General features: G+C 66.2%; 15 protein-coding genes and 1 pseudogene. 9 read left to right on the top strand and 7 right to left on the bottom strand.

Annotated features, from left to right (window positions below):
- Positions 1 to 15 precede the first annotated feature (15 nt).
- A complete protein-coding gene (locus EVC45_RS21275) occupies positions 16 to 750 on the top strand; it encodes a CoxG family protein (RefSeq protein ID WP_129960211.1) in 735 nt (244 codons plus the stop codon).
- Positions 751 to 858: 108 nt separating this feature from the next.
- On the opposite strand, the gene EVC45_RS21270 is transcribed toward EVC45_RS21275, so the two are convergent.
- Positions 859 to 1,854 carry a helix-turn-helix domain-containing protein gene (locus tag EVC45_RS21270; RefSeq protein WP_129960210.1) on the bottom strand — a complete coding sequence of 332 codons (996 nt, stop codon included), beginning with the start codon at positions 1,852 to 1,854 and terminating at the stop codon, positions 859 to 861.
- A 188-nt stretch (positions 1,855 to 2,042) separates the two neighbouring features.
- Here EVC45_RS21270 and EVC45_RS21265 point away from each other — a divergent pair, with 188 nt between their 5' ends.
- Positions 2,043 to 2,681 (top strand): isochorismatase family protein, encoded by a 639-nt coding sequence (locus tag EVC45_RS21265; protein ID WP_129960209.1) that lies wholly within the window; start codon positions 2,043 to 2,045, stop codon positions 2,679 to 2,681.
- A 92-nt stretch (positions 2,682 to 2,773) separates the two neighbouring features.
- Here the strand turns inward: EVC45_RS21265 and EVC45_RS21260 are convergent, their stop codons facing one another.
- On the bottom strand, positions 2,774 to 3,415 hold the full coding sequence (locus EVC45_RS21260; protein WP_129960208.1) for a TetR family transcriptional regulator: 642 nt from the start codon (positions 3,413 to 3,415) through the stop codon (positions 2,774 to 2,776).
- Positions 3,416 to 3,846: 431 nt separating this feature from the next.
- Here EVC45_RS21260 and EVC45_RS21255 point away from each other — a divergent pair, with 431 nt between their 5' ends.
- Genes EVC45_RS21255 through EVC45_RS21245 form a run of 3 tightly spaced genes read left to right on the top strand, consistent with a single transcriptional unit; the run spans position 3,847 to position 9,859 of the window.
- Positions 3,847 to 5,082, top strand: coding sequence for an efflux RND transporter periplasmic adaptor subunit (locus EVC45_RS21255; protein WP_129960207.1), 1,236 nt, complete (start codon positions 3,847 to 3,849; stop codon positions 5,080 to 5,082).
- 18 nt (positions 5,083 to 5,100) lie between these two features.
- Positions 5,101 to 8,343 (top strand): efflux RND transporter permease subunit, encoded by a 3,243-nt coding sequence (locus EVC45_RS21250; protein ID WP_129960206.1) that lies wholly within the window; start codon positions 5,101 to 5,103, stop codon positions 8,341 to 8,343.
- Between the two features lies 1 nt (position 8,344).
- On the top strand, positions 8,345 to 9,859 hold the full coding sequence (locus tag EVC45_RS21245) for an efflux transporter outer membrane subunit (RefSeq protein ID WP_129960205.1): 1,515 nt from the start codon (positions 8,345 to 8,347) through the stop codon (positions 9,857 to 9,859).
- Between the two features lie 120 nt (positions 9,860 to 9,979).
- On the opposite strand, the gene EVC45_RS21240 is transcribed toward EVC45_RS21245, so the two are convergent.
- Positions 9,980 to 11,389, bottom strand: a complete 1,410-nt coding sequence (locus EVC45_RS21240) for a nucleobase:cation symporter-2 family protein (protein WP_129960204.1) — start codon at positions 11,387 to 11,389, stop codon at positions 9,980 to 9,982.
- 480 nt (positions 11,390 to 11,869) lie between these two features.
- Here EVC45_RS21240 and EVC45_RS21230 point away from each other — a divergent pair, with 480 nt between their 5' ends.
- From EVC45_RS21230 to fghA, 3 genes and pseudogenes are all read left to right on the top strand, one after another.
- Positions 11,870 to 13,336, top strand: coding sequence for a xylulokinase (locus EVC45_RS21230; RefSeq protein WP_129960202.1), 1,467 nt, complete (start codon positions 11,870 to 11,872; stop codon positions 13,334 to 13,336).
- 189 nt (positions 13,337 to 13,525) lie between these two features.
- Positions 13,526 to 13,777: pseudogene (locus tag EVC45_RS21225) on the top strand (alcohol dehydrogenase catalytic domain-containing protein); the annotation flags it as partial.
- A 36-nt stretch (positions 13,778 to 13,813) separates the two neighbouring features.
- Complete coding sequence (gene fghA, locus EVC45_RS21220) at positions 13,814 to 14,668, top strand: S-formylglutathione hydrolase (protein ID WP_129960201.1); 855 nt, start codon at positions 13,814 to 13,816, stop codon at positions 14,666 to 14,668.
- 84 nt (positions 14,669 to 14,752) lie between these two features.
- Here the strand turns inward: fghA and EVC45_RS21215 are convergent, their stop codons facing one another.
- The 4 genes from EVC45_RS21215 to EVC45_RS21200 form a co-directional block, all read right to left on the bottom strand.
- Entirely contained in the window at positions 14,753 to 15,535 is a 783-nt protein-coding gene (locus tag EVC45_RS21215) for a metal ABC transporter permease (RefSeq protein WP_129960200.1), read from the bottom strand.
- The gene (locus EVC45_RS21210; RefSeq protein WP_129960199.1) at positions 15,528 to 16,511 is read right to left on the bottom strand and encodes an ABC transporter ATP-binding protein; all 984 of its coding nucleotides are present in this window, start codon (positions 16,509 to 16,511) and stop codon (positions 15,528 to 15,530) included. The genes EVC45_RS21215 and EVC45_RS21210 overlap by 8 nt, the downstream gene beginning before the upstream one ends.
- The gene (locus tag EVC45_RS21205) at positions 16,508 to 17,497 is read right to left on the bottom strand and encodes a metal ABC transporter solute-binding protein (RefSeq protein WP_129960198.1); all 990 of its coding nucleotides are present in this window, start codon (positions 17,495 to 17,497) and stop codon (positions 16,508 to 16,510) included. Before EVC45_RS21205 ends, EVC45_RS21210 begins: the two co-directional genes overlap by 4 nt.
- 92 nt (positions 17,498 to 17,589) lie before the next feature.
- Positions 17,590 to 18,087, bottom strand: a complete 498-nt coding sequence (locus EVC45_RS21200; protein WP_129960197.1) for a Fur family transcriptional regulator — start codon at positions 18,085 to 18,087, stop codon at positions 17,590 to 17,592.
- Between the two features lie 298 nt (positions 18,088 to 18,385).
- On the opposite strand from EVC45_RS21200, the gene EVC45_RS21195 reads away from it, so the two are divergent.
- Positions 18,386 to 19,165, top strand: a complete 780-nt coding sequence (locus EVC45_RS21195) for an L-iditol 2-dehydrogenase (RefSeq protein ID WP_129960196.1) — start codon at positions 18,386 to 18,388, stop codon at positions 19,163 to 19,165.
- Positions 19,166 to 19,231: the final 66 nt, after the last annotated feature.

Below are 19,231 nucleotides of genomic sequence, written 5' to 3'. Positions count from 1 at the left end.
ATCGGGGAGGTTGTCATGGAACTGAACGACGCGTTACGGATTCCGCTGGCGCCGTCCGAGGTCTGGGACGCGTTGCAGGATCTCGCGCTGTTGCGTGCCAGCCTCGACAACTGCGAGTCTTTCGAGCGTCTCGCCCACGGCGAATACGCGCTGACGATGACCGTGCCGCTCGGCCCGTTGCGTGCGCATTATCATGCGCGCGCGCACGTCGCCGGCCAGGATTCCGGCCCGGCGGACGCGCAGCGCCGTACCATCAACTTCAAGGCACGGGCCGAGGGCATCGGTGCGTTGCGCGGGCAGATCGAAGTCCGGCTGCGCGCGGACGAGGGGCGCGAGCGCGGCACGCGCATCGACTACACGTTGTGGGCGACGTCGTCGGGACCGCTCGCCGAGTTGCCGACGCGCCAGCTCGAGAACGCCCTGCGTCAGATCGCCGACGACTTTTTCGCCGAGTTCGACGCCGTCGTGCGCGCCAAGCACGGCAAAGGGCCGAACCGCGCGCGTGGCACAGCGCCGCGTCGTCAGTACGTGTTCTTGCGGCCGATCACGCTCGGCGGCATCACGCGGCGCGCGCGCGACGAGCACAACCATGCGCTGCCGGGGCGCGCGGCAAGCGCGTCGCATAGCTGGTCGCATGGCGTGACGCATCACGAACCCGGGCATCATGTCGTGCCGTACTGGGCGTGGGCCGGGATGATCTTTCTGGTCGCGCTGTTGTTGTATGTCGCGCGCTGGTTCAGCGACCATTGATGCCGAGGGTTGCGCGCAACCCCTGATGAAACGCGTGCCGGACATCCTCGCGCGACTACGAAATCCCGGTGACGCACTACGAAATAGCGGTGCTCCCACCGCCTTCATCTAATCCCCTCGAAACTCCCGCCGCCACGCGGTCGGCGACGTCCGGAACGCGTCCGCGAAATGCTGCCGCAGCGATGCGGCCGAGCCGAACCCGGCGCTCGCCGCGATCGCTTCGACCGACTCGTCGGTGCTTTCCAACAGCTGTTGCGCACGCGCAAGCCGCTGCGCGAGCAGCCACGCGCCGACGGTGCTCCCGGTCGCGAGCCGGAAGCGTCGCGTGAAGGTGCGGCGGCTCATCAACGCGCGCGCGGCGAGCGTGTCGAGCGTATGCGGCGCGGCCAGGTTGCCGCTCACCCAGTCGAGCAGGCCGGACAGCCGATCGCCGCGCGGCTTCGGCGGCATCGGCTGCTGCACGTATTGCGCCTGGCCGCCCTGGCGGTGCGGCGACACGACGAGCCGGCGCGCGACGTGGTTCGCGACCTGCGCGCCGCAGATCTTGCGCAGTACGTGCAGGCAGCAGTCGAGGCCGGCGGCTGTGCCGGCCGAGGTCAGCACGTTGCCGTCGTCGACGTACAGCACGTCGGGGTCGAGCCGCACGCGCGGGTAGCGTCGCGCGAAGTCGTCGGCCCACGCCCAGTGCGTCGAAGCGGGCCGCCCGTCGAGGATGCCCGCCGCCGCCAGCACGAAAGCGCCAAGGCACAGGCCTACCAGCAGCGCGCCGCGCGCATGCGCGGCCCTCAGCGCGTCGAGAAGCGCGGCGGGCGGCATTTCGTCGGGGTCGCGCCAGCTCGGCACGATGATCGTCTGCGCGTCGGCAAGCGCTTCGAGTCCGTGCGTGACCGCGATCGAGAAGCCCGCGGTCGTCGCGAGCGCGCCCGTCTCCGCGGCGCACACGCGGAAGTCGAAGGCGGGAACGCCGCCGCCGCGACGGTCCTCGCCGAACACGACGCACGGCACCGACAGGTGGAACGGGCTGATGCGGTCGAACGCGACGACGGCGACCACATGGCGTGGCGACTGACCGGAGACTTCATCGGACGATGCGAAGGTGGTCATGGCGGGTCCCTTGTGAATGCCTGAAGTATGGCCCGATTCTAGCGAAGCTTGTCATTCGGGCCGCTATCGGCGGCCGGGCGGCAGAGCAACAATGCCGTCATTGCCGTCATTGCCGTCATTGCCGTCGCGCCGCGGCCGTCGCGCCGGGCGCGCGCCAGCGATCGTTTTCACTGACAAGGAGCCTTCCCATGAGCACAACCGCGCCGCGCCGTGCGCTGATCGTCATCGACGTGCAGAACGAATACGTGAGCGGCGATCTGCCGATCGAATTTCCGGACGTGCGCACGTCGCTCGCCAACATCGGTCGCGCGATCGATGCGGCGCGCGCCGCCGACGTGCCGGTCGTGGTCGTGCAGAACGTCGCGCCCGCCACCTCGCCGCTGTTCGCGCGCGGCAGCGCGGGCGCGGAATTGCACACAGTGGTCAGCTCGCGCGCGCATGACCATTTCGTCGAGAAGTCGCTGCCGAGCGCTTTTGCCGGCACCGACCTGGCCGACTGGCTCGCCGCCCGGCAGATCGATACGCTGAGCGTCACCGGTTACATGACCCACAACTGCGATGCGTCGACGATCAACCACGCGGTGCATGCCGGCCTCGCCGTCGAGTTCCTGCACGACGCGACCGGCTCGGTGCCGTATGAAAACAGCGCGGGCTTCGCGAGCGCGGAGGAGATTCATCGCGTCTTCAGCGTGGTCTTGCAGTCGCGCTTCGCGGCGGTCGCGAGCACCGATCAGTGGATCGCGGCGCTAAAGAGCGGCGCGCCGCTCGAGCGCGGCAACATCTATGCGTCGAATCAGGCGGCGCGAGCGCGCCGGGCAGTGGCCTGAACCCGGCGCGGGGACGGGCGGTCCGCTCCGCCAATAGAAACGGGCGGTTCATCGAACCGCCCGCCTTCCCAACCGCAACCCCTGCGCGCCTTCTACTGCGCCTTCCTGCGCAATGCCGGACTCAGGCGCAAGGCGTCGAACATCCCTTCCACCATCTGCTGCGCGTGCGCGCCGAAGTCGGTCGCATCGGGCAAAAACAGCATGTCGCGCAACGAGCCGCCGACGAACGCGTGCACCATCGCCGCGGCGAGCTTCGTGTCGAGGTCGGCGGGCATCTGGCCTTTGGAGATCGCGTTGCGCAGACCGCCCTCAATCTTCGCGAGCCCTTCGCGCATATTGGTTTGATACCGTTCCATCACCGGCCCCATCTCTTCGACCAGTTCGCACTTCAGGAACAGGATGTCGAACACGCGGCGGCGGCGGGGATCGGTGGCGGTGTCGCGCAGGCAGACCATGCAGACTTCCATGATGCGCCCGAGCGGATCGATTTCGTTGGGATCGAGCGATGCCGCCTTCAGTTCGTCGAGCGGCAGCAGCACACGGTCGAACATTTCGGTGAAGAGCTCGCTCTTGTGCGCGAAGTGCCAATAAATGGCGCCGCGCGTGACGCCGGCGGCCTGGGCGATATCGGCCAGCGACGTGCGCGATACGCCTTTCTCGTAGAAGACCTGTTCGGCTGCATCCAGAATCCGGTTGCGCGTCTCCAGCGCCTCTTCTTTGGTTCTTCTGACCATATTGGTATGACCTGCGCTGATCCTGGGGTTTCTGCGAGCGGTTTTAAGTCGGCCTGATGACAATTTGACTATTTCCGGAGCGAATTGCGACGCGAACTTGCGAGCCGCGACCCCAGAAAGATATAAATGCACTTTTACATGCATTCGTGAATGTATATATAATAGCATCCCACGATCGGATAGCCCAAGCCGTGACGACCGGTTAATATCCGTCACTGTTGCCTTTCAAAAACGCTATTGCAGCCGCCAAACGGCGGCGCCATGCGGCATTCCCCGGTATGGCGCATTCGTAGCAGGGTGCCCTGCAGGCGCAGGCATGCATCCGCGGGCTTCCGATTGGTTGAGCGTCGAGAGACGCCTGTGTGCGCTGTCGTCCCCGGGGTAGGGATGCGCGCACTTTTTCATTCTCAGTCTTTGACAGAGGTCGCTCCATGCGCGTCGAACGGGTTCCATTCCGCTTAATTAGTGCCGCGACGGCTGCCATCTTGCTGGCGGCGTGCGGACCAAAACAATCTGCCCCGCCGCCACAGACGCCCGAAGTCGGCGTCGTCACCCTCCAGCCGACGACGGTGCCCGTGGTCACCGAACTGCCCGGCCGTACCAACGCTTTCCTCGTCGCGCAGGTGCGCGCGCGGGTCGACGGCATCGTGCTGCGCCGCGAGTTCACCGAGGGTAGCGAGGTCAAGGCCGGCCAGCGTCTGTACAAGATCGATCCGGCGCCGTACATCGCGTCGTTGAACAACGCAAAGGCAGCGCTCGCGAAGGCCCAGGCGAACCTCGTCACGACCACCGCGCAAGCCAGTCGCTACAAGGTGCTGGTCGCGGCGAACGCGGTCAGCAAGCAGGACTACGACAACGCGGTCGCCGCCGAAGGCCAGGCCGCCGCCGACGTCGCCGCGGGCAAAGCCGCGGTCGATACCGCGCAGATCAACCTCGGCTATACCGACGTGACCTCGCCCGTGACCGGCCAGATCGGCGTGTCGCAGGTGACGCCGGGCGCCTTCGTGCAGCAGAGCGCGGCCACGCTGATGGCCACGGTCCAGCAGCTCGATCCGGTCTACGTCGACCTCACGCAATCGAGCCTCGATGGTCTGAAGCTGCGCCGCGACATGCAGGAAGGGCGTCTGAAGACGACCGGCCCGGGCGCCGCGCAGGTCACGCTGGTGCTGGAGGACGGCCGCGTCTACGACGAGAAGGGCAAGCTGCAGTTCACCGACGTCACCGTCGACCAGGGCACCGGCTCGGTCACGGTGCGCGCGATCTTCAAGAACCCGAACCACGTGCTGCTGCCGGGCATGTTCGTGCGCGCGAAGATCGACGAGGGCGTCAACCAGAACGCGCTGATCGTGCCGCAAGTCGGCGTCACGCACGACCAGAAGGGCACGCCCACCGCGCTCGTCGTCGGCAACGACAACAAGGTCGAACTGCGTCAGCTCGTCACCACGGGCACCTTCGGTTCGTACTGGGTGGTATCGAACGGCCTGAAGCCGGGTGACCGCGTGATCGTCCAGGGCACCGACAAGGGGCGTCCCGGCCAGCAGGTCAAGCCCGTGCCGGCGCAGCTGCCCGGCATGGCGGCTTCCGACGCGGCCGCGGGCGGCGCCCCGACAGGTCAACCCGCGGCTCAACCCGCGGCGCAGCCTGCCTCCGCTGCCTCGGGCGCGTAATAACAGGGAGCCCGCCTCATGGCAAAGTTCTTTATTGATCGCCCGATTTTTGCATGGGTGATCGCCATCATCCTGATGCTCGCGGGTCTTGCGTCGGTGTTCACGCTGCCGATCGCGCAATACCCGACCATCGCGCCGCCGTCCATCCAGATCAGCGCAACGTATCCGGGTGCTTCGGCGAAGACGGTGGAAAACACCGTCACGCAGGTGATCGAGCAACAGATGAGTGGTCTCGACCACCTGCTGTACCTCGCGTCGACCTCGGACGACTCGGGCACGGCCACCATCACGCTGACGTTCGCGGCCGGCACCAACCCCGACATCGCGCAGGTGCAGGTGCAGAACAAGCTGCAGCTCGCCACGCCGCTGCTTCCGCAGGCGGTGCAGCAGCTCGGCACCAAGGTCACGAAGTCGAGCAGCAGCTTCCTGCTGGTGATGGCGTTCGTGTCGACCGACGGCAGCATGAGCAAGTACGACCTGGCGAACTACGTCGCGTCGAACATTCAGGATCCGATCAGCCGTATCGACGGCGTGGGCACGGTGACGTTGTTCGGCTCGCAGTACGCGATGCGGATCTGGCTCGACGCGAACAAGCTGAATAACTTCGGCCTCACGCCGCTCGACGTCGAAACCGCGCTGCAGGCGCAGAACGTGCAGGTCGCGGGCGGCTCGCTCGGCGGCACGCCGTCGGTGCCGGGCCAGGTGCTGCAGGCCACGATCACGCAGGCCACGCTGCTCAACACGCCCGAGCAGTTCGGCAGCATCCTGCTGAAGGTGAACCAGGACGGCTCGCAGGTGCGTCTGCGCGACGTGTCGCGCATCGAGCTCGGCGGCGAAAACTACAACTTCGACACCAAGTACAACGGCCAGCCGACGGCAGGCTTCGGTATCCAGCTTGCCACCGGCGCGAACGCGCTCGCCACCGCGAAGGCGGTGCGCACGAAGATCGCCGAACTGTCGAAGTACTTCCCGCACGGTCTGGTGGTGCAGTACCCGTACGACACGACGCCGTTCGTGCGCCTGTCGATCGAGGAAGTGGTCAAGACGCTGCTCGAAGGTATTGTGCTGGTGTTCCTCGTCATGTACCTGTTCCTGCAGAACCTGCGCGCCACGCTGATCCCGACGATCGCGGTGCCGGTGGTGCTGCTCGGTACGTTCGCGATCATGAGCGTGGTCGGCTTCTCGATCAACGTGCTGTCGATGTTCGGTCTCGTGCTCGCTATCGGCCTGCTGGTGGACGACGCGATCGTGGTGGTGGAAAACGTCGAGCGGGTGATGCAGGAAGAGGGTTTGTCGCCTCGCGAGGCAACCCGCAAGGCGATGGACCAGATCACCGGTGCGCTCGTCGGCGTGGCGCTCGTGCTGTCGGCGGTGTTCGTGCCGGTGGCGTTCTCGGGCGGCTCGGTCGGGGCGATTTACCGGCAGTTCTCGCTGACCATCGTCGCGGCGATGGTGCTGTCCGTGCTCGTCGCGTTGATTCTGACGCCGGCGCTGTGCGCGACGATCCTCAAGCCGATTCCGAAGGGTCATCACGAAAAGGCCACCGGTTTCTTCGGCTGGTTCAACCGCACCTTCAACACGAGCCGCGACAAATATCACTCGGGCGTGCACCACGTGATCAAGCGCTCGGGCCGCTGGCTCATCATCTACATGGTGGTGATCTTCGCGGTGGGGCTGCTGTTCGTGCGTCTGCCGAAGTCGTTCCTACCTGATGAAGACCAGGGCACGATGTTCGTGCTGGTACAAACGCCGTCGGGCTCCACGCAGGAAACCACCGCGCGCGCGCTGAAGGACGTGTCGGACTACCTGCTGAACGATGAGAAGGCGATCGTCGAATCGACCTTCACGGTGAACGGCTTCAGCTTCGCGGGTCGTGGCCAGAACGCGGGTCTCGTGTTCGTGCGGATGAAGGACTACGCGCAGCGTCAGCATGCGGACCAGAAGGTGCAGGCACTGGTCGGGCGTCTGTTCATGCACTTCAGCGGCTACAAGAACGCGCTCGTGTATCCGGTCAATCCGCCGTCGATCCCTGAGCTCGGCACCGCGGCGGGCTTCGACTTCCAGCTGCAGGACCGCGCGGGTATCGGTCACGCGAAGCTGATGGAAGCGCGCAACATGCTGCTCGGTCTGGCGGCGAAAGATCCGACCCTCGCGCAGGTGCGTCCGAACGGCCTGAACGATACGCCGCAGTTCAAGGTGAGCATCGACCACGAGAAGGCTTCGGCGCTCGGCGTGTCGCTCGCCTCGATCGACCAGACGTTCTCGATCGCGTGGGCTTCGGCGTATGTGAACAACTTCCTCGACACCGACGGCCGGATCAAGAAGGTGTACCTGCAGGGCGACGCGCCGTTCCGGATGAAGCCGGAAGACGTGAATGCCTGGTTCGTGCGCAACAGCGCGGGCGCGATGGTGCCGTTCTCGGCCTTCGCCAGCACCGAGTGGACGTACGGTTCGCCGAAGCTCGAGCGCTACAACGGTATCTCGTCGGTGGAAATCCAGGGGGCGGCCGCACCGGGCAAGTCGACCGGTCAGGCGATGGCGGCGATGGAACAGATCGTCACGAAGCTGCCGGCAGGTGTCGGCTACGAGTGGACGGGTCTGTCGCTGCAGGAGCGTCAGTCGGGTTCGCAGGCGCCGATTCTGTACGGCATCTCGATCCTCGTGGTGTTCCTGTGTCTCGCGGCGCTGTATGAAAGCTGGTCGATCCCGTTCTCGGTGATCATGGTGGTGCCGCTCGGCGTGATCGGCGCACTGCTGGCCGCAACGCTGCGCGGCCTCGAGAACGACGTATTCTTCCAGGTGGGTCTGCTGACCACGGTCGGTCTGTCGGCGAAGAACGCGATTCTGATCGTGGAATTCGCGCGCGAACTGCAGCAGGGTCAAGGCATGGGGCCGATCGAGGCCGCGCTCGAAGCGGCGCGTCTGCGCTTGCGTCCTATTCTGATGACCTCGCTCGCGTTCATTCTCGGCGTGTTGCCGCTCGCGATCAGTAACGGCGCGGGCTCGGCCAGCCAGCACGCGATCGGTACCGGCGTGATCGGCGGCATGTTGACGGCGACCTTCCTCGCGATCTTCATGATCCCGATGTTCTTCGTGGTGATTCGCGCGAAGTTCGGCGGTGAGAAGGAAGACCCGGATGAGGCGCTGCGCCACTACGAACAGCACCATCCGCACGATCCGCAAGGCGGCGCGGCGGGTGGCACGACCGACGGGTCCGCCGGTGGGTCGAATGGCAATGGCTCGGGCAAGGATGGGCATTGAGATGCAAAAACACTCTTTGATTGCAGTGGCGGTCGCGCTGCTCGCCACGGGTTGCACGCTGGCGCCGCACTACCAGCGGCCCGCGGCGCCCGTGACGGCGACCTTCCCGACGGGCGGCGTGTACGACCAGCAGCCGGGCGCGCAAGGCGCGCGCAGCGCGAACGGCCAGGCCGCCGTCGACATCGGCTGGCGCAACTTCTTCGTCGATCCGCGTCTGCAGCAGCTGATCGAAATCGCGCTGAAGAACAACCGCGATCTGCGCGTGTCGGTGCTGAACATGCAGGCGTCGGCGGCGCAGTACCGCATCGTGCGTGCGGGTCTGTTCCCGACGCTCGATGCCGCGGCCTCGCAAAGCAAATCGCGCACGCCGAAAGACCTGACGTTCACCGGCGTGACGATTTCCAACACGTATTCGGTGGGCTTGAACGCGTCGTGGGAAATCGACTTCTTCGGGCGCGTGCAGAGCCTGAAGGATCAGGCGTTGGCCACGTACCTCGGCACCGCGCAGGCGCGCAAGGCGGCGGAAATCTCGCTGGTGTCGCAGGTGGCGAACCAGTACATGACGGTGCTCGAACTGGACGATCTGCTGAAGGTCACAGAGAACACGCTGAAGACGGCGCAGGAGTCGTATCGGATCACCAAGCTGCAGTTCGACAACGGCACCGGTTCGGAACTCGATCTGCGCCAGGCGCAAACGGTCGTCGAGACCGCGAGCGCGGACCTGCAGGCGCAGACGCGTTTGCGGGCCCAGGCTGACAATGCGCTGGTGCTGCTGATCGGCGAGCCCTTGCCGGCCGATCTGCCGAACGGGCTGCCGCTGAACGACCAGAGCCTGCTGACGGATATTCCGGCGGGTCTGCCGGCCGATCTGCTGACACGCCGTCCCGACATCATGGAGGCCGAGGAGAATCTGCTCGCGGCCAACGCGAACATCGGCGCGGCGCGCGCGGCATTCTTCCCGAAAGTCACGCTGACCGGCAGCGCCGGCACGCTGAGCCCAACGCTCGGTGGGCTGTTCAAACCGGGGTCGGCGGCGTGGAGCTTTGCGCCGTCGATCACGCTGCCGATCTTCGAGGGCGGCCAGAACATGGCCAACCTCGATCTCGCCAACATCGAGAAGAACGTGCAGATCGCCACGTATGAAAAGGCGATCCAGACGGCCTTCCGTGAAGTGGCGGACGGCCTGGCCGCGCGCGGCACGTACGACGAGCAGATCGCGGCGCTCGAGCGGGACGTCGCGGCCGAGCAACGCCGGCTGGATCTGTCGACCCTCCGTTATACGCACGGTGTCGACAGCTACCTGTCGGTGCTGACCGCGCAGACCGCGTTGTACGTGGCCCAGCAGGCGCTGGTCACCGCGCGCATGGAGCGTCTGCAGAACCTGGTCACGCTGTACCAGGCGCTCGGCGGCGGCTGGATCGAGCACAACGGCGACCAGCCGCGTCCCGCCGATGCGCCGGTCGACTACGGTGCGGCGAGCGCACCGGTCGCGGCTTCGGCGGCGACGGCAGGGTGAGCTGAGCGCTTCGGCTTGAAGAAGCGCCGAAGCAAACGAAACGCCACGGCATGCCGTGGCGTTCTTTTTTGAAGCGCGGCATTCGGTGCCGCGCGCCGCGTCAGCAATGCATCGACAAGCTCAATGCAGGTCCGCCGCCCGCAACATCTCGTTGCTCTGCGGCTCGCTGCCCGCGCTCTTGTCGAGATCGTGCCCGGCGCGGCGAAGCTCGCTCTTGGCCTTCTTCTCGCTCTTCACGCCGTTGAAGATCAGGTTCAGCACGACCGCCGACACCGATGCGAGCAGAATCCCGCTATGCAACAGCGGCGACAGCGCCGGCGGCAGTTGCGAGAAGAAATGCGGCGACACCACCGGCACGAGGCCGAGCCCGATGCTGACCGCGACGATGAACAGGTTGTGCTGATTCTTCACGAAGTCGACGCGCGACAGCACCTTGATGCCGTTCGCCGCAACCATCCCGAACATCACGATGCCCGCGCCGCCGAGCACGAACGCCGGCACCGACGCCACCACCTGGGCCATCTTCGGAAACAGGCCGAGCAGCACGAGAATCACGCCGCCCATCGCGCAGACGAAGCGGCTCTTCACGCCGGTCACGCCGATCAGCCCGACGTTCTGCGAGAACGACGTATGCGGGAACGAGTTGAAGATGCCGCCGATCAGCGTGCCGAGACCGTCGACGCGCAAGCCGCGCACCAGCGTCTTCTGATCGACCGGACGATCGACCATGTCGCCGACCGCGAGGAACATGCCGGTCGATTCGATGAAGGTGACGAACATCACGGTGACCATCGTCGCGATCGACAGCGGATCGAAGTGCGGCAAACCGAAGTGGAACGGCATCACGATGCCGACCCACGGCGCGTGCGTCACGCCGTCCATGTTGACGCGGCCGAGCATCAGTGCGATCGCGAAGCCCGCGACGATGCCGAGCAGCACCGAGATATTGGCGACGAAACCCTTGGCAAACTTGTTGATGAGCAGGATCAGCGTCAGCACGAGCATCGACAGGCCGAGGTAGACCGGATTGCCGTAGTCGGGATTGCCGACGCCGCCGGCCGCCCAGTTGATGCCGACTTCCATCAGCGACAAACCGATCACCGAGATCACCACGCCGATCACGACCGGCGGGAAGAAGCGCAACAGCTTGCCGACCGCCGGCGCGAGCAGAATGCCGATCACGCCGGCCGCGATCGTCGAGCCGAAAATATCGAGGATGCCGAGCGAGGGATTGGTGCCGATCGCGACCATCGGGCCGACGGCCGCGAACGTGCAGCCCATGATGACGGGCAGACGGATGCCGAAGATCCACAGTCCGAGCGTCTGGATCAGCGTGGCGATGCCGCAGGAAAACAGATCGGCGCTGATCAGGAAGGCGACCTGATCTTTCGGCAGCTTCAGCGCCGCGCCGATGATCAGCGGTACCGCAACCGCGCCGGCGTACATGACCAGCACGTGCTGAATGCCGAGGGTAAGCAACTGGCCCGCGGGTAGGCGCTCGTCGCACGGGTGAACCGTGTTCGCTTGCATATCGTCTGTCTCCACCATCTCGTTTTGGGATGACTCCAAGGTATCGGGGACGAAAAGCCGCAACAAGACCATACGCGGCTATTCCGGCATTCCCGGCGACGATATGCGCAGCCCTATTTTGAAAGGCAATTTAAAGCCACACGTGGGACGGATCGGCCGCGCAGCGGCGGCGAGCCCTATGCGGCGGCGTTTGCGGGCGGTGCGTCGCGCGCGCGGCGCGGCTTCGTCGCCGGCGGAGATATGTGTGAGAATCAATGACGTGTATCAGGCTTCGCGCATAGTCCTGTTTTGGCGCCGCTCACCGCACGGCGGGGTTAACCCGCGAATGGGCTTTTTTTCGCGCGTTTTCCGAGGTGCTTGACGAAGGTTCCCGACGTCTGCGCAGCTTCGCTTTTTAGCTTCGCTTGTTGCCTCGCTTACCAGTCTCGTCGCCGGCTTCACTGGCTCCTTATTCATCCTCATTTCAACGTCCCTGCGCTCATGAGTTTTCTCGGCATCGATCTCGGCACCGGCTCCCTGAAAGCGGCAATCGTCGACGAACATGGCCGCGAGCAGGCGGTATCGAGCGTCGCTTATGCGCTCGTTACGCCGCACGCGGGTTGGGCCGAAATCGACGTCGAGACCTGGTGGAACGCGCTCGTCGATGCGATGGCGGGCCTGCCTCCCGAGTTGCGTGACGGCGTGCGCGCGATCGGTTTTTCCGGGCAGATGCACGGCGTCGTGCTGCTCGATGCGAACGGCGCGGCGGTGCGTCGCGCGATGCTGTGGCCCGACTCGCGCGCGCTCGACGTGCTCGACGCATGGCCCGAGCCGCAACCGAATCCGGTCGCGCCCGGCATGGCCGGTCCGCTGCTGCGCTGGCTCGTGCTGCATGAACCCAAAGCCGCGCGCCGCACGCGCTGGGCGTTGCAGCCGAAGGACTGGCTGCGCGTCGCGCTCGGCGGCGCGTGTGTGACCGATGCGTCCGATGCGTGCGCGACCGCGCTGGCCGATCCCGCCGGCGCGTGGGACGCGGCGCTGCTGGCGCGCCTCGAGATTCCGCGCGAGTGGTTCGCGCCGCTGGCGCCGTCGTATGCGGCGTCGGGCGCGCTGTCGCCGCAGGCCGCGCAGGCACTCGGTTTGCGGGCCGGTATCGTGCTCGCGACCGGTGCCGCGGACACGCCGTGTGCGGCGCTTGGCAGCGGCCTCGCGCGTGACGGCGACGCGCTGCTGACGACCGGCACCGGCGGACAGATCGTCGTGCTCGCGAACGACGAGCCGGCACCGCTGAAGGGTTTGCATCGCTATCGCGCGGCGAGCGAGCACTGGTATCGGATGGCGGCGATGCAGAACGTCGGCATCGCGTTGGAGCGGGTGCGCGGGTGGCTGTCGTTTGGGTGGGCCGAGGCGTACCGCGAGGCATTCGGCGATGCGGACGATGCGGCCGCTCATGCAGGCGCTCATGCCGGGTCGACGCTGACCTTCCTGCCGTACCTGACCGGCGAGCGCACGCCGTGGCTGAATCCGCAGGCGCGCGGCGGCTGGCTCGGGTTGTCGCTCGAGCATACTCGCGGCGCGATGATGCGCGCCGCGTTCGAAGGCGTCGCGTTCTCGTTGCGCGCCGGGCTCGACGCGATCCGCGCGAGCGGCGCATCGGTGACGGCGCTCAAGCTCGCGGGCGGCGGTTCCGTCGATGCGCGCTGGCGACAGCTGCTCGCCGATGCGCTCGATGTCGAGCTGTACGCGGTCGATTGTCCGAACGCGGCGCCGCGCGGCGCGGCGATCCTCGGCGGTCTCGCATGCGGCCACTGGCAGACGGGCGATCTCGCCGCGCTCGCGCCGGGCGCGACGCGCGTTGCGGGTCCGCGAGGCGATGCGGCGCTCGCCGAACGTTATGGGCGCTTCGTCGATCTATATGGCCGTGTCGAGCCGTGGTTCGGTGGTACGACACAGCGCGAAGCGAACTAGCGGGGCGATGCTGAACGTGGTGCCGAGCGCAGCCATCGGCAACGCGGCCGTCACGCACTTTGCAATACCATGACGCTTTTCGTGCGCCACGCGCTCACCCGATGCCATTTCGCATTCACGACAATCATGTCGGATGGGACCAGATTCAGCGCTAACGTGCCAACTCTGGTCGACACAGGAGCATTGACGATGAAGACCAAAGCAGCAATCGCATGGAAAGCCGGCGCCCCGTTGACGATCGAGGAAGTCGATCTCGAAGGTCCGCGCGCCGGTGAAGTCCTGATCGAAGTGAAGGCGACGGGCATCTGCCACACCGACTACTACACGCTGTCGGGCGCCGATCCCGAAGGCATCTTCCCGGCGAGTCTCGGCCACGAAGGCGCGGGCGTGATCGTCGATGTCGGGCCGGGCGTCGGCACGCTGAAGAAGGGCGAGTCGATCCGCTCGGTCGTACTGTATTGAACGAGGAGCGTCGCAATGCTCGAACTACTTTCGTCGCACGCCTGTCATGGCGGCGAGCAGCGCTTTTACCGGCACGAGTCGCGCACCATCGGTCTGCCGATGCGCTTCTCGGTCTATTTGCCGCCGCAGGCGTTGCATGAGAACGCGGGACGTGTGCCGGCTTTGTTCTATCTGGCCGGACTGACCTGCACGGAAGAAACCTTTCCGATCAAGGCCGGCGCGCAGCGTTTCGCGGCCCAGCACGGCATCGTGCTGATCGCGCCCGATACGAGTCCGCGCGGCGCGGGCGTGCCGGGCGAAGGCGATGCGTGGGACTTCGGCGTCGGCGCGGGCTTTTACGTCGACGCGACCGAGGAGCCGTGGGCGCGCCACTACCGGATGTACTCGTACGTGCGGGATGAACTGCGCGAGACGGTCGTGAGCGAATTGCCGGTCGATGGCGCGCGCCTCGGCATCTTCGGTCATTCGATGGGCGGTCACGGCGCGCTGATGCTTGCGCTGCGCAACCCGGACATCTATCGGTCGGTGTCGGCGTTCGCGCCGATTGCGGCGCCGATGCGTTGTCCATGGGGCGAGAAGGCGTTCGGCGGCTATCTGGGCGAGAACCGCGAAGCGTGGAAGCAGTACGACGCGAGCGAGCTGGTCGCGCATGCGACGCGCAAGTTCGCGGAAGGAATTCTCATCGATCAGGGGCTCGCGGATCAGTTCCTGCCCACGCAGCTGAATCCCGACGTGTTCGAAGCGGCGTGCAAGGCCGCGGGTCAGCCACTGACGTTGCATCGTCATGCGGGCTACGACCACGGCTACTACTTCATCTCGACCTTCATTGAGGATCATCTCGCGCATCACGCGAAGGTGTTGGTCGGCTGAAAAACGTCGTAAAACGCGGCGCAAAAGAAACGGCGGCACCTCTCAGGTGCCGCCGTTTCTTCATCTGATCGACGTAAGCGCCGCTCAGTGCCGCTTCAGCAGACTCCCGCCATACACCACCGCCGACAGCACGGTGATCCAGAAGCTCGTCGGCCAATCGGTGTAGAACGCGAGCGTCAGCCCGAGCCACGCCTGCGCGAGCGCGAACACGGCCGCGAGCACGAGACCGGTGGACAGCCGCGTGCTGAGGTTCTGCGCGGCGGCGGCGGGGCCGACCATCAGCGTGAACACGAGCAGCACGCCGACGATCTGCGTGCAGGCGGCGACGGCCAGCGCGGCGATCGCGAGAAACAGCACCGACACGCGGCGCAACGACACGCCCTTCGCTTCGGCCAGCTCCGGCTGCAGCGACGCGAACAGCAGCGGCCGCATGATGGCCGCGAGCGCGACGAGACTGACGACGCCCAACGCCGCGAGCACGCCGAGCGTCGATGCATTGACGCCGAGCACGTTGCCGAACAGCAGCGCCGTGACCTGTGTCGCGTACGCGGTGAAGAAGTGCAGAAACAGCAGCCCGAAGCCGAGCGACAAGGAAAGGATCACGCCGATCGCGACGTCGCGTCCGGCAAGGCGCTCGCCGAGCGCGCCCATGCCGACACCGGCCGCGAGCGTGAAGCCGATCATCCCCCAGATCGGCGAGATGCCGATCAGCACCGCGCCGGTCGCGCCGGTGAAGCCGACATGCGACAGCGCGTGGCCCGCGAACGTCTGTCCGCGCATCACCAGAAAATAGCCGACCACGCCGGCCAGCACCGCGACGATTCCCGACGCCGCGAATGCGTTCACCATGAAATCGTATTCAAACATCGTGCTTGTGTCCGTCGCGTGAGTCGTGCGGGTTCGAGTGACTGTGTGAGTGGCCGTGTGAATGACCGTGGCCATGCTCATGCGAGTGACCGTGCGAATGCGTATGGCCGCCGTCCTCGTCTTCATGCTCGTGATCGTGCTTCTCGACTTCGACGCCGCCCGACATCACGAAGATGCGGCCGTTCACGCGCATCACGTCGATCGGCGAGCCGTACAGACGCGACAGCACCGGCCGCGTAATCACTTCGTCGACGGTGCCGAGCGCCGCGACGCCGCTGCCGAGATACAGCACGCGATCGATCGAGTTCAGCAGCGGATTGAGTTCATGCGCGGAGAACAGCACCGCGATGCCGAGCTCCTGTTGCACGCGCCGCACGAGTTCGACGACGCTCTTCTGATGATGCGGATCGAGACTGATCAACGGCTCATCGAGCAGCAGCAGTTTCGGATTGCCGAGCAGGCATTGCGCGAGCAGGAGCCGCTGCCGTTCGCCGCCCGACAGCTCCGACAGCGGTCGCTTCGACAGATTCGTCCCGCCGACGAGTTCGAGCACCCGATCGACGTCCGCGCGCGTTTTTGCATCCGCATGCGGCAAGCCCCAGCGATGGCCATCGGCGGCCATCGCAACGAAATCGCGGCCGCGCACGCGACGGCCGGCGAGTGCGGTGCGCGTCTGCGGCATATAGCCGATCGACGCATTGCCGCGCTCGACCGGCTGCCCGAGCACGCGAATCGCGCCGCCGGCGGCCGGCACGAGGCCGAGCACCGCGCGCATCAGCGTCGTCTTGCCCGCGCCGTTCGGCCCGAGCACGCCGATGAACTCGCCCTGGTTCACGACGAAGCTGGTGTCGCGCAGGATCGTGCGGCCGCCCAGATCGAGCGTCACGTTGTCGAGTTCGAGCACGGGCGTGTCGCCGCGCGCGCTGCGGGCGCCCGGCGGCGCACCTGCTGGCGTTTGATGGCCAGTCGGAATCATGGAGTCTTTCCTTTCGCGTTTGCGTTGGTCGCGCCGTTCGCGCCGTTCGTGTCGCCTGCCGCGAGCGCCTTCTGCAGCGCGTCGAGCTGCGTCAGCATCCACGTCTGATAGGTCTTGCCGGCCGGCAGGGTTTCGGTGACGCTCATCGTCGGTACCTTCGATTGTTGCGCGAGCTTCAGCATGCGTTGGGTCAGCGCCTCGGTGGCCTGGCTGTTATAGATCAGCACCCGTACGCGGCGCTCGCGCAGATCGCGTTCGAACGCGGCGATATCGGCCGCGCTCGCTTCGGTGTCGTTCATTGCGGCGAGCTGGAAGCGCTGGTTGCGCATGCCAAGACCAATCGCGTCGGACATATAGCCGAACACCGGCTCGGTCGCCGTGACCGGCAGGCCCGCATAGCGGCCGTGCAGTTCGGCGACCTTCGCGTCGATCGGCTTCAGCGAATCGAGAAACTTCGCGAGGTTCGCATCGTACGCCGACTTGTGCGCCGGGTCAGCAGCGGCGAGCGCGTCGCTGACCGCGCGCGCGACTTTCGGCATCGTCGCCGGGTCGTACCACAGGTGCGGATTGTCGCCGCCTTTTTTGCCGACGAGGTCGGCCGCTACGATCACGGCGCGCTGCGAACCTTTCGACGCGGCCAGCAGCTTCGCCATCCACGGATCGTAGTCGGCGCCGTTGTAGACGACGAGGTTCGCATGCTGCAACGCTCGTGCGGTGGCCGGGCTCGCTTCGAACAGATGCGGGTCCTGGTCCGGATTGCTGAGGATGCTGGTCACGTCGACGCGATCGCCGCCGAGTTGCCGCACCACGTCGCCATAGAAGTTCTCCGCGGCGACGACCGGAATTTTCGCATCGGCGGCGAACGCCCCGTGGCCGAAGCAGAGCGCCGCCGCAGCGAGCAGCCAGGTGCACAGGTGGGGGCGCGCAGAGGTCGAGCGCTTCAGCGCGCGGTGCGCTGTGGACAACATCGAGCCGATCGTTTTCATCGTTGTTACCTGCTGCGTGAAAGTTTGAATGAGCCACTCCGGGTGGCAAGGCCAGATACCGGGCCGCGCTCAGCGGGGCGCCGCACGCCTGATCACGACGAAGCGCCTGCTGCGCCGCTGCCGCCGCCAGGCCTCGCCGCTCGCGCACATAGCGCGCACAGGCCGCTCAGCTCGATCACCTGACGATGCACCTCGAAGCCATGTGCGGGCGCGCTGTGCGACAGGCGCTCGGCGAGTTCGTCGCCGGGAATTTCGACGGTCGCGCCGCAGCCGTCGCACATCAGGAACTGGCTGCGATGCGGCACGCCGATCTCGCAGCAGGCGACGAACGCGTTCTTCGATTCGATCCGGTGCACGAAGCCATGCGCGACGAGGAAGTCGAGCGCGCGATAGACGGTGGTCGGCGGCATGCGACCGCGCTCGGGCGCGAGCGCATCGAGCAACTCGTACGCGCCGACCGGCCGCTCGCTCGCGACGATCGCCGCGTACACCTGGCGGCGCAGCGGCGTCAGCGCGAGCCCCTGCGCTGAGGCGTGCGCGTCCGCATGCGCCAGTCGCATGGCGTGATGTTCGGCGAGCGAGGTGCTCATCGGCGTGAATCTCCTGACGTGGCGGCACCCGGGCGGGCGGCGAGGTCGAAATGATATAACGTATCGCGATTCTTTGTCAGCGGCGCGAGTCTTCGCGTGGCGGGAAGCACCGGACGCGTCGTGGCGACCCTTGCAGCGATGCGCTTGCTCCTGCCGCGCTGCACCATCGAAATTCGTCCGCGTGCCTTGACATGACCCGGTCCGTATCCGATCATTCGATCACCAACCGAGCAATTGATCACGCGATGAGCGTTCGCTCACTGCGTGCCAGAAATCAAAAACGAACCGGAGACAGGCAGTGGCACGATTGCAGGACAAGGTCGCCATTCTGACGGGCGCGGCCAGCGGTATCGGTGAAGCGGTGGCGCTGCGCTACCTCGACGAAGGCGCGCGCTGCGTGCTGGTCGACGTGAAGCCGACCGACAGCATCGGCGGCGCGCTGCGCGGCACCTACGGCGAGCGCGTGCTGAGCGTCAGCGCCGATGTCCGGCGCCGCGAGGACATCGAGCGCATCGTCACGAGCACGCTCGGCTGCTTCGGCCAGATCGACATCCTCTTCAACAACGCGGCGCTGTTCGACATGCGCCCGCTTCTCGACGAATCCTGGGACGTGTTCGACCGCCTGTACGCGGTCAATGTAAAAGGCATGTTCTTTCTGATGCAGGCGGTCGCGCGGCAGATGGTCGAGCAGGGCCGCGGCGGCAAGATCATCAACATGTCGTCGCAGGCCGGCCGGCGCGGCGAGGCGCTCGTTTCGCACTACTGCGCGACCAAGGCGGCGGTGCTGAGCTATACGCAGTCCGCGGCGCTCGCGCTCGCGCCGCACAAGATCAACGTGAACGGTATCGCGCCGGGCGTCGTCGACACCCCGATGTGGAACGAGGTCGACGCGCTGTTCGCGCGCTACGAGAACCGGCCGCTCGGCGAGAAGAAGCGCCTCGTCGGCGAGGCCGTGCCGCTTGGCCGCATGGGCGTGCCGGACGATCTGACCGGCGCCGCGCTGTTCCTCGCGTCGGCCGACGCCGACTACATCACCGCGCAGACGCTGAACGTCGACGGCGGCAACTGGATGAGCTGAACGAAGAGCAGGGAGCGGGCACGTCGAGTGCTCTGAGCGACGCGTGAAGTCGTCAAACGAACGCAG

It is taken from the genome of Paraburkholderia sp. UYCP14C (genome assembly GCF_004197395.1).
Taxonomy (GTDB): Bacteria; Pseudomonadota; Gammaproteobacteria; order Burkholderiales; family Burkholderiaceae; genus Paraburkholderia.
Note: the sequence above shows the minus strand (reverse complement) of the source record. Positions and strands in the feature narration are given on the sequence as shown.

Excerpts from the sequence above, each read along its gene's own strand:
- EVC45_RS21275 (WP_129960211.1), top strand. The coding sequence starts at position 16 with ATGGAACTGAACGACGCGTTACGGATTCCGCTGGCGCCGTCCGAGGTC.
- EVC45_RS21270 (WP_129960210.1), bottom strand. The coding sequence starts at position 1,854 with ATGACCACCTTCGCATCGTCCGATGAAGTCTCCGGTCAGTCGCCACGC.
- EVC45_RS21265 (WP_129960209.1), top strand. The coding sequence starts at position 2,043 with ATGAGCACAACCGCGCCGCGCCGTGCGCTGATCGTCATCGACGTGCAG.
- EVC45_RS21260 (WP_129960208.1), bottom strand. The coding sequence starts at position 3,415 with ATGGTCAGAAGAACCAAAGAAGAGGCGCTGGAGACGCGCAACCGGATT.
- EVC45_RS21255 (WP_129960207.1), top strand. The coding sequence starts at position 3,847 with ATGCGCGTCGAACGGGTTCCATTCCGCTTAATTAGTGCCGCGACGGCT.
- EVC45_RS21250 (WP_129960206.1), top strand. The coding sequence starts at position 5,101 with ATGGCAAAGTTCTTTATTGATCGCCCGATTTTTGCATGGGTGATCGCC.
- EVC45_RS21245 (WP_129960205.1), top strand. The coding sequence starts at position 8,345 with ATGCAAAAACACTCTTTGATTGCAGTGGCGGTCGCGCTGCTCGCCACG.
- EVC45_RS21240 (WP_129960204.1), bottom strand. The coding sequence starts at position 11,389 with ATGCAAGCGAACACGGTTCACCCGTGCGACGAGCGCCTACCCGCGGGC.
- EVC45_RS21230 (WP_129960202.1), top strand. The coding sequence starts at position 11,870 with ATGAGTTTTCTCGGCATCGATCTCGGCACCGGCTCCCTGAAAGCGGCA.
- fghA (WP_129960201.1), top strand. The coding sequence starts at position 13,814 with ATGCTCGAACTACTTTCGTCGCACGCCTGTCATGGCGGCGAGCAGCGC.
- EVC45_RS21215 (WP_129960200.1), bottom strand. The coding sequence starts at position 15,535 with ATGTTTGAATACGATTTCATGGTGAACGCATTCGCGGCGTCGGGAATC.
- EVC45_RS21210 (WP_129960199.1), bottom strand. The coding sequence starts at position 16,511 with ATGATTCCGACTGGCCATCAAACGCCAGCAGGTGCGCCGCCGGGCGCC.
- EVC45_RS21205 (WP_129960198.1), bottom strand. The coding sequence starts at position 17,497 with ATGAAAACGATCGGCTCGATGTTGTCCACAGCGCACCGCGCGCTGAAG.
- EVC45_RS21200 (WP_129960197.1), bottom strand. The coding sequence starts at position 18,087 with ATGAGCACCTCGCTCGCCGAACATCACGCCATGCGACTGGCGCATGCG.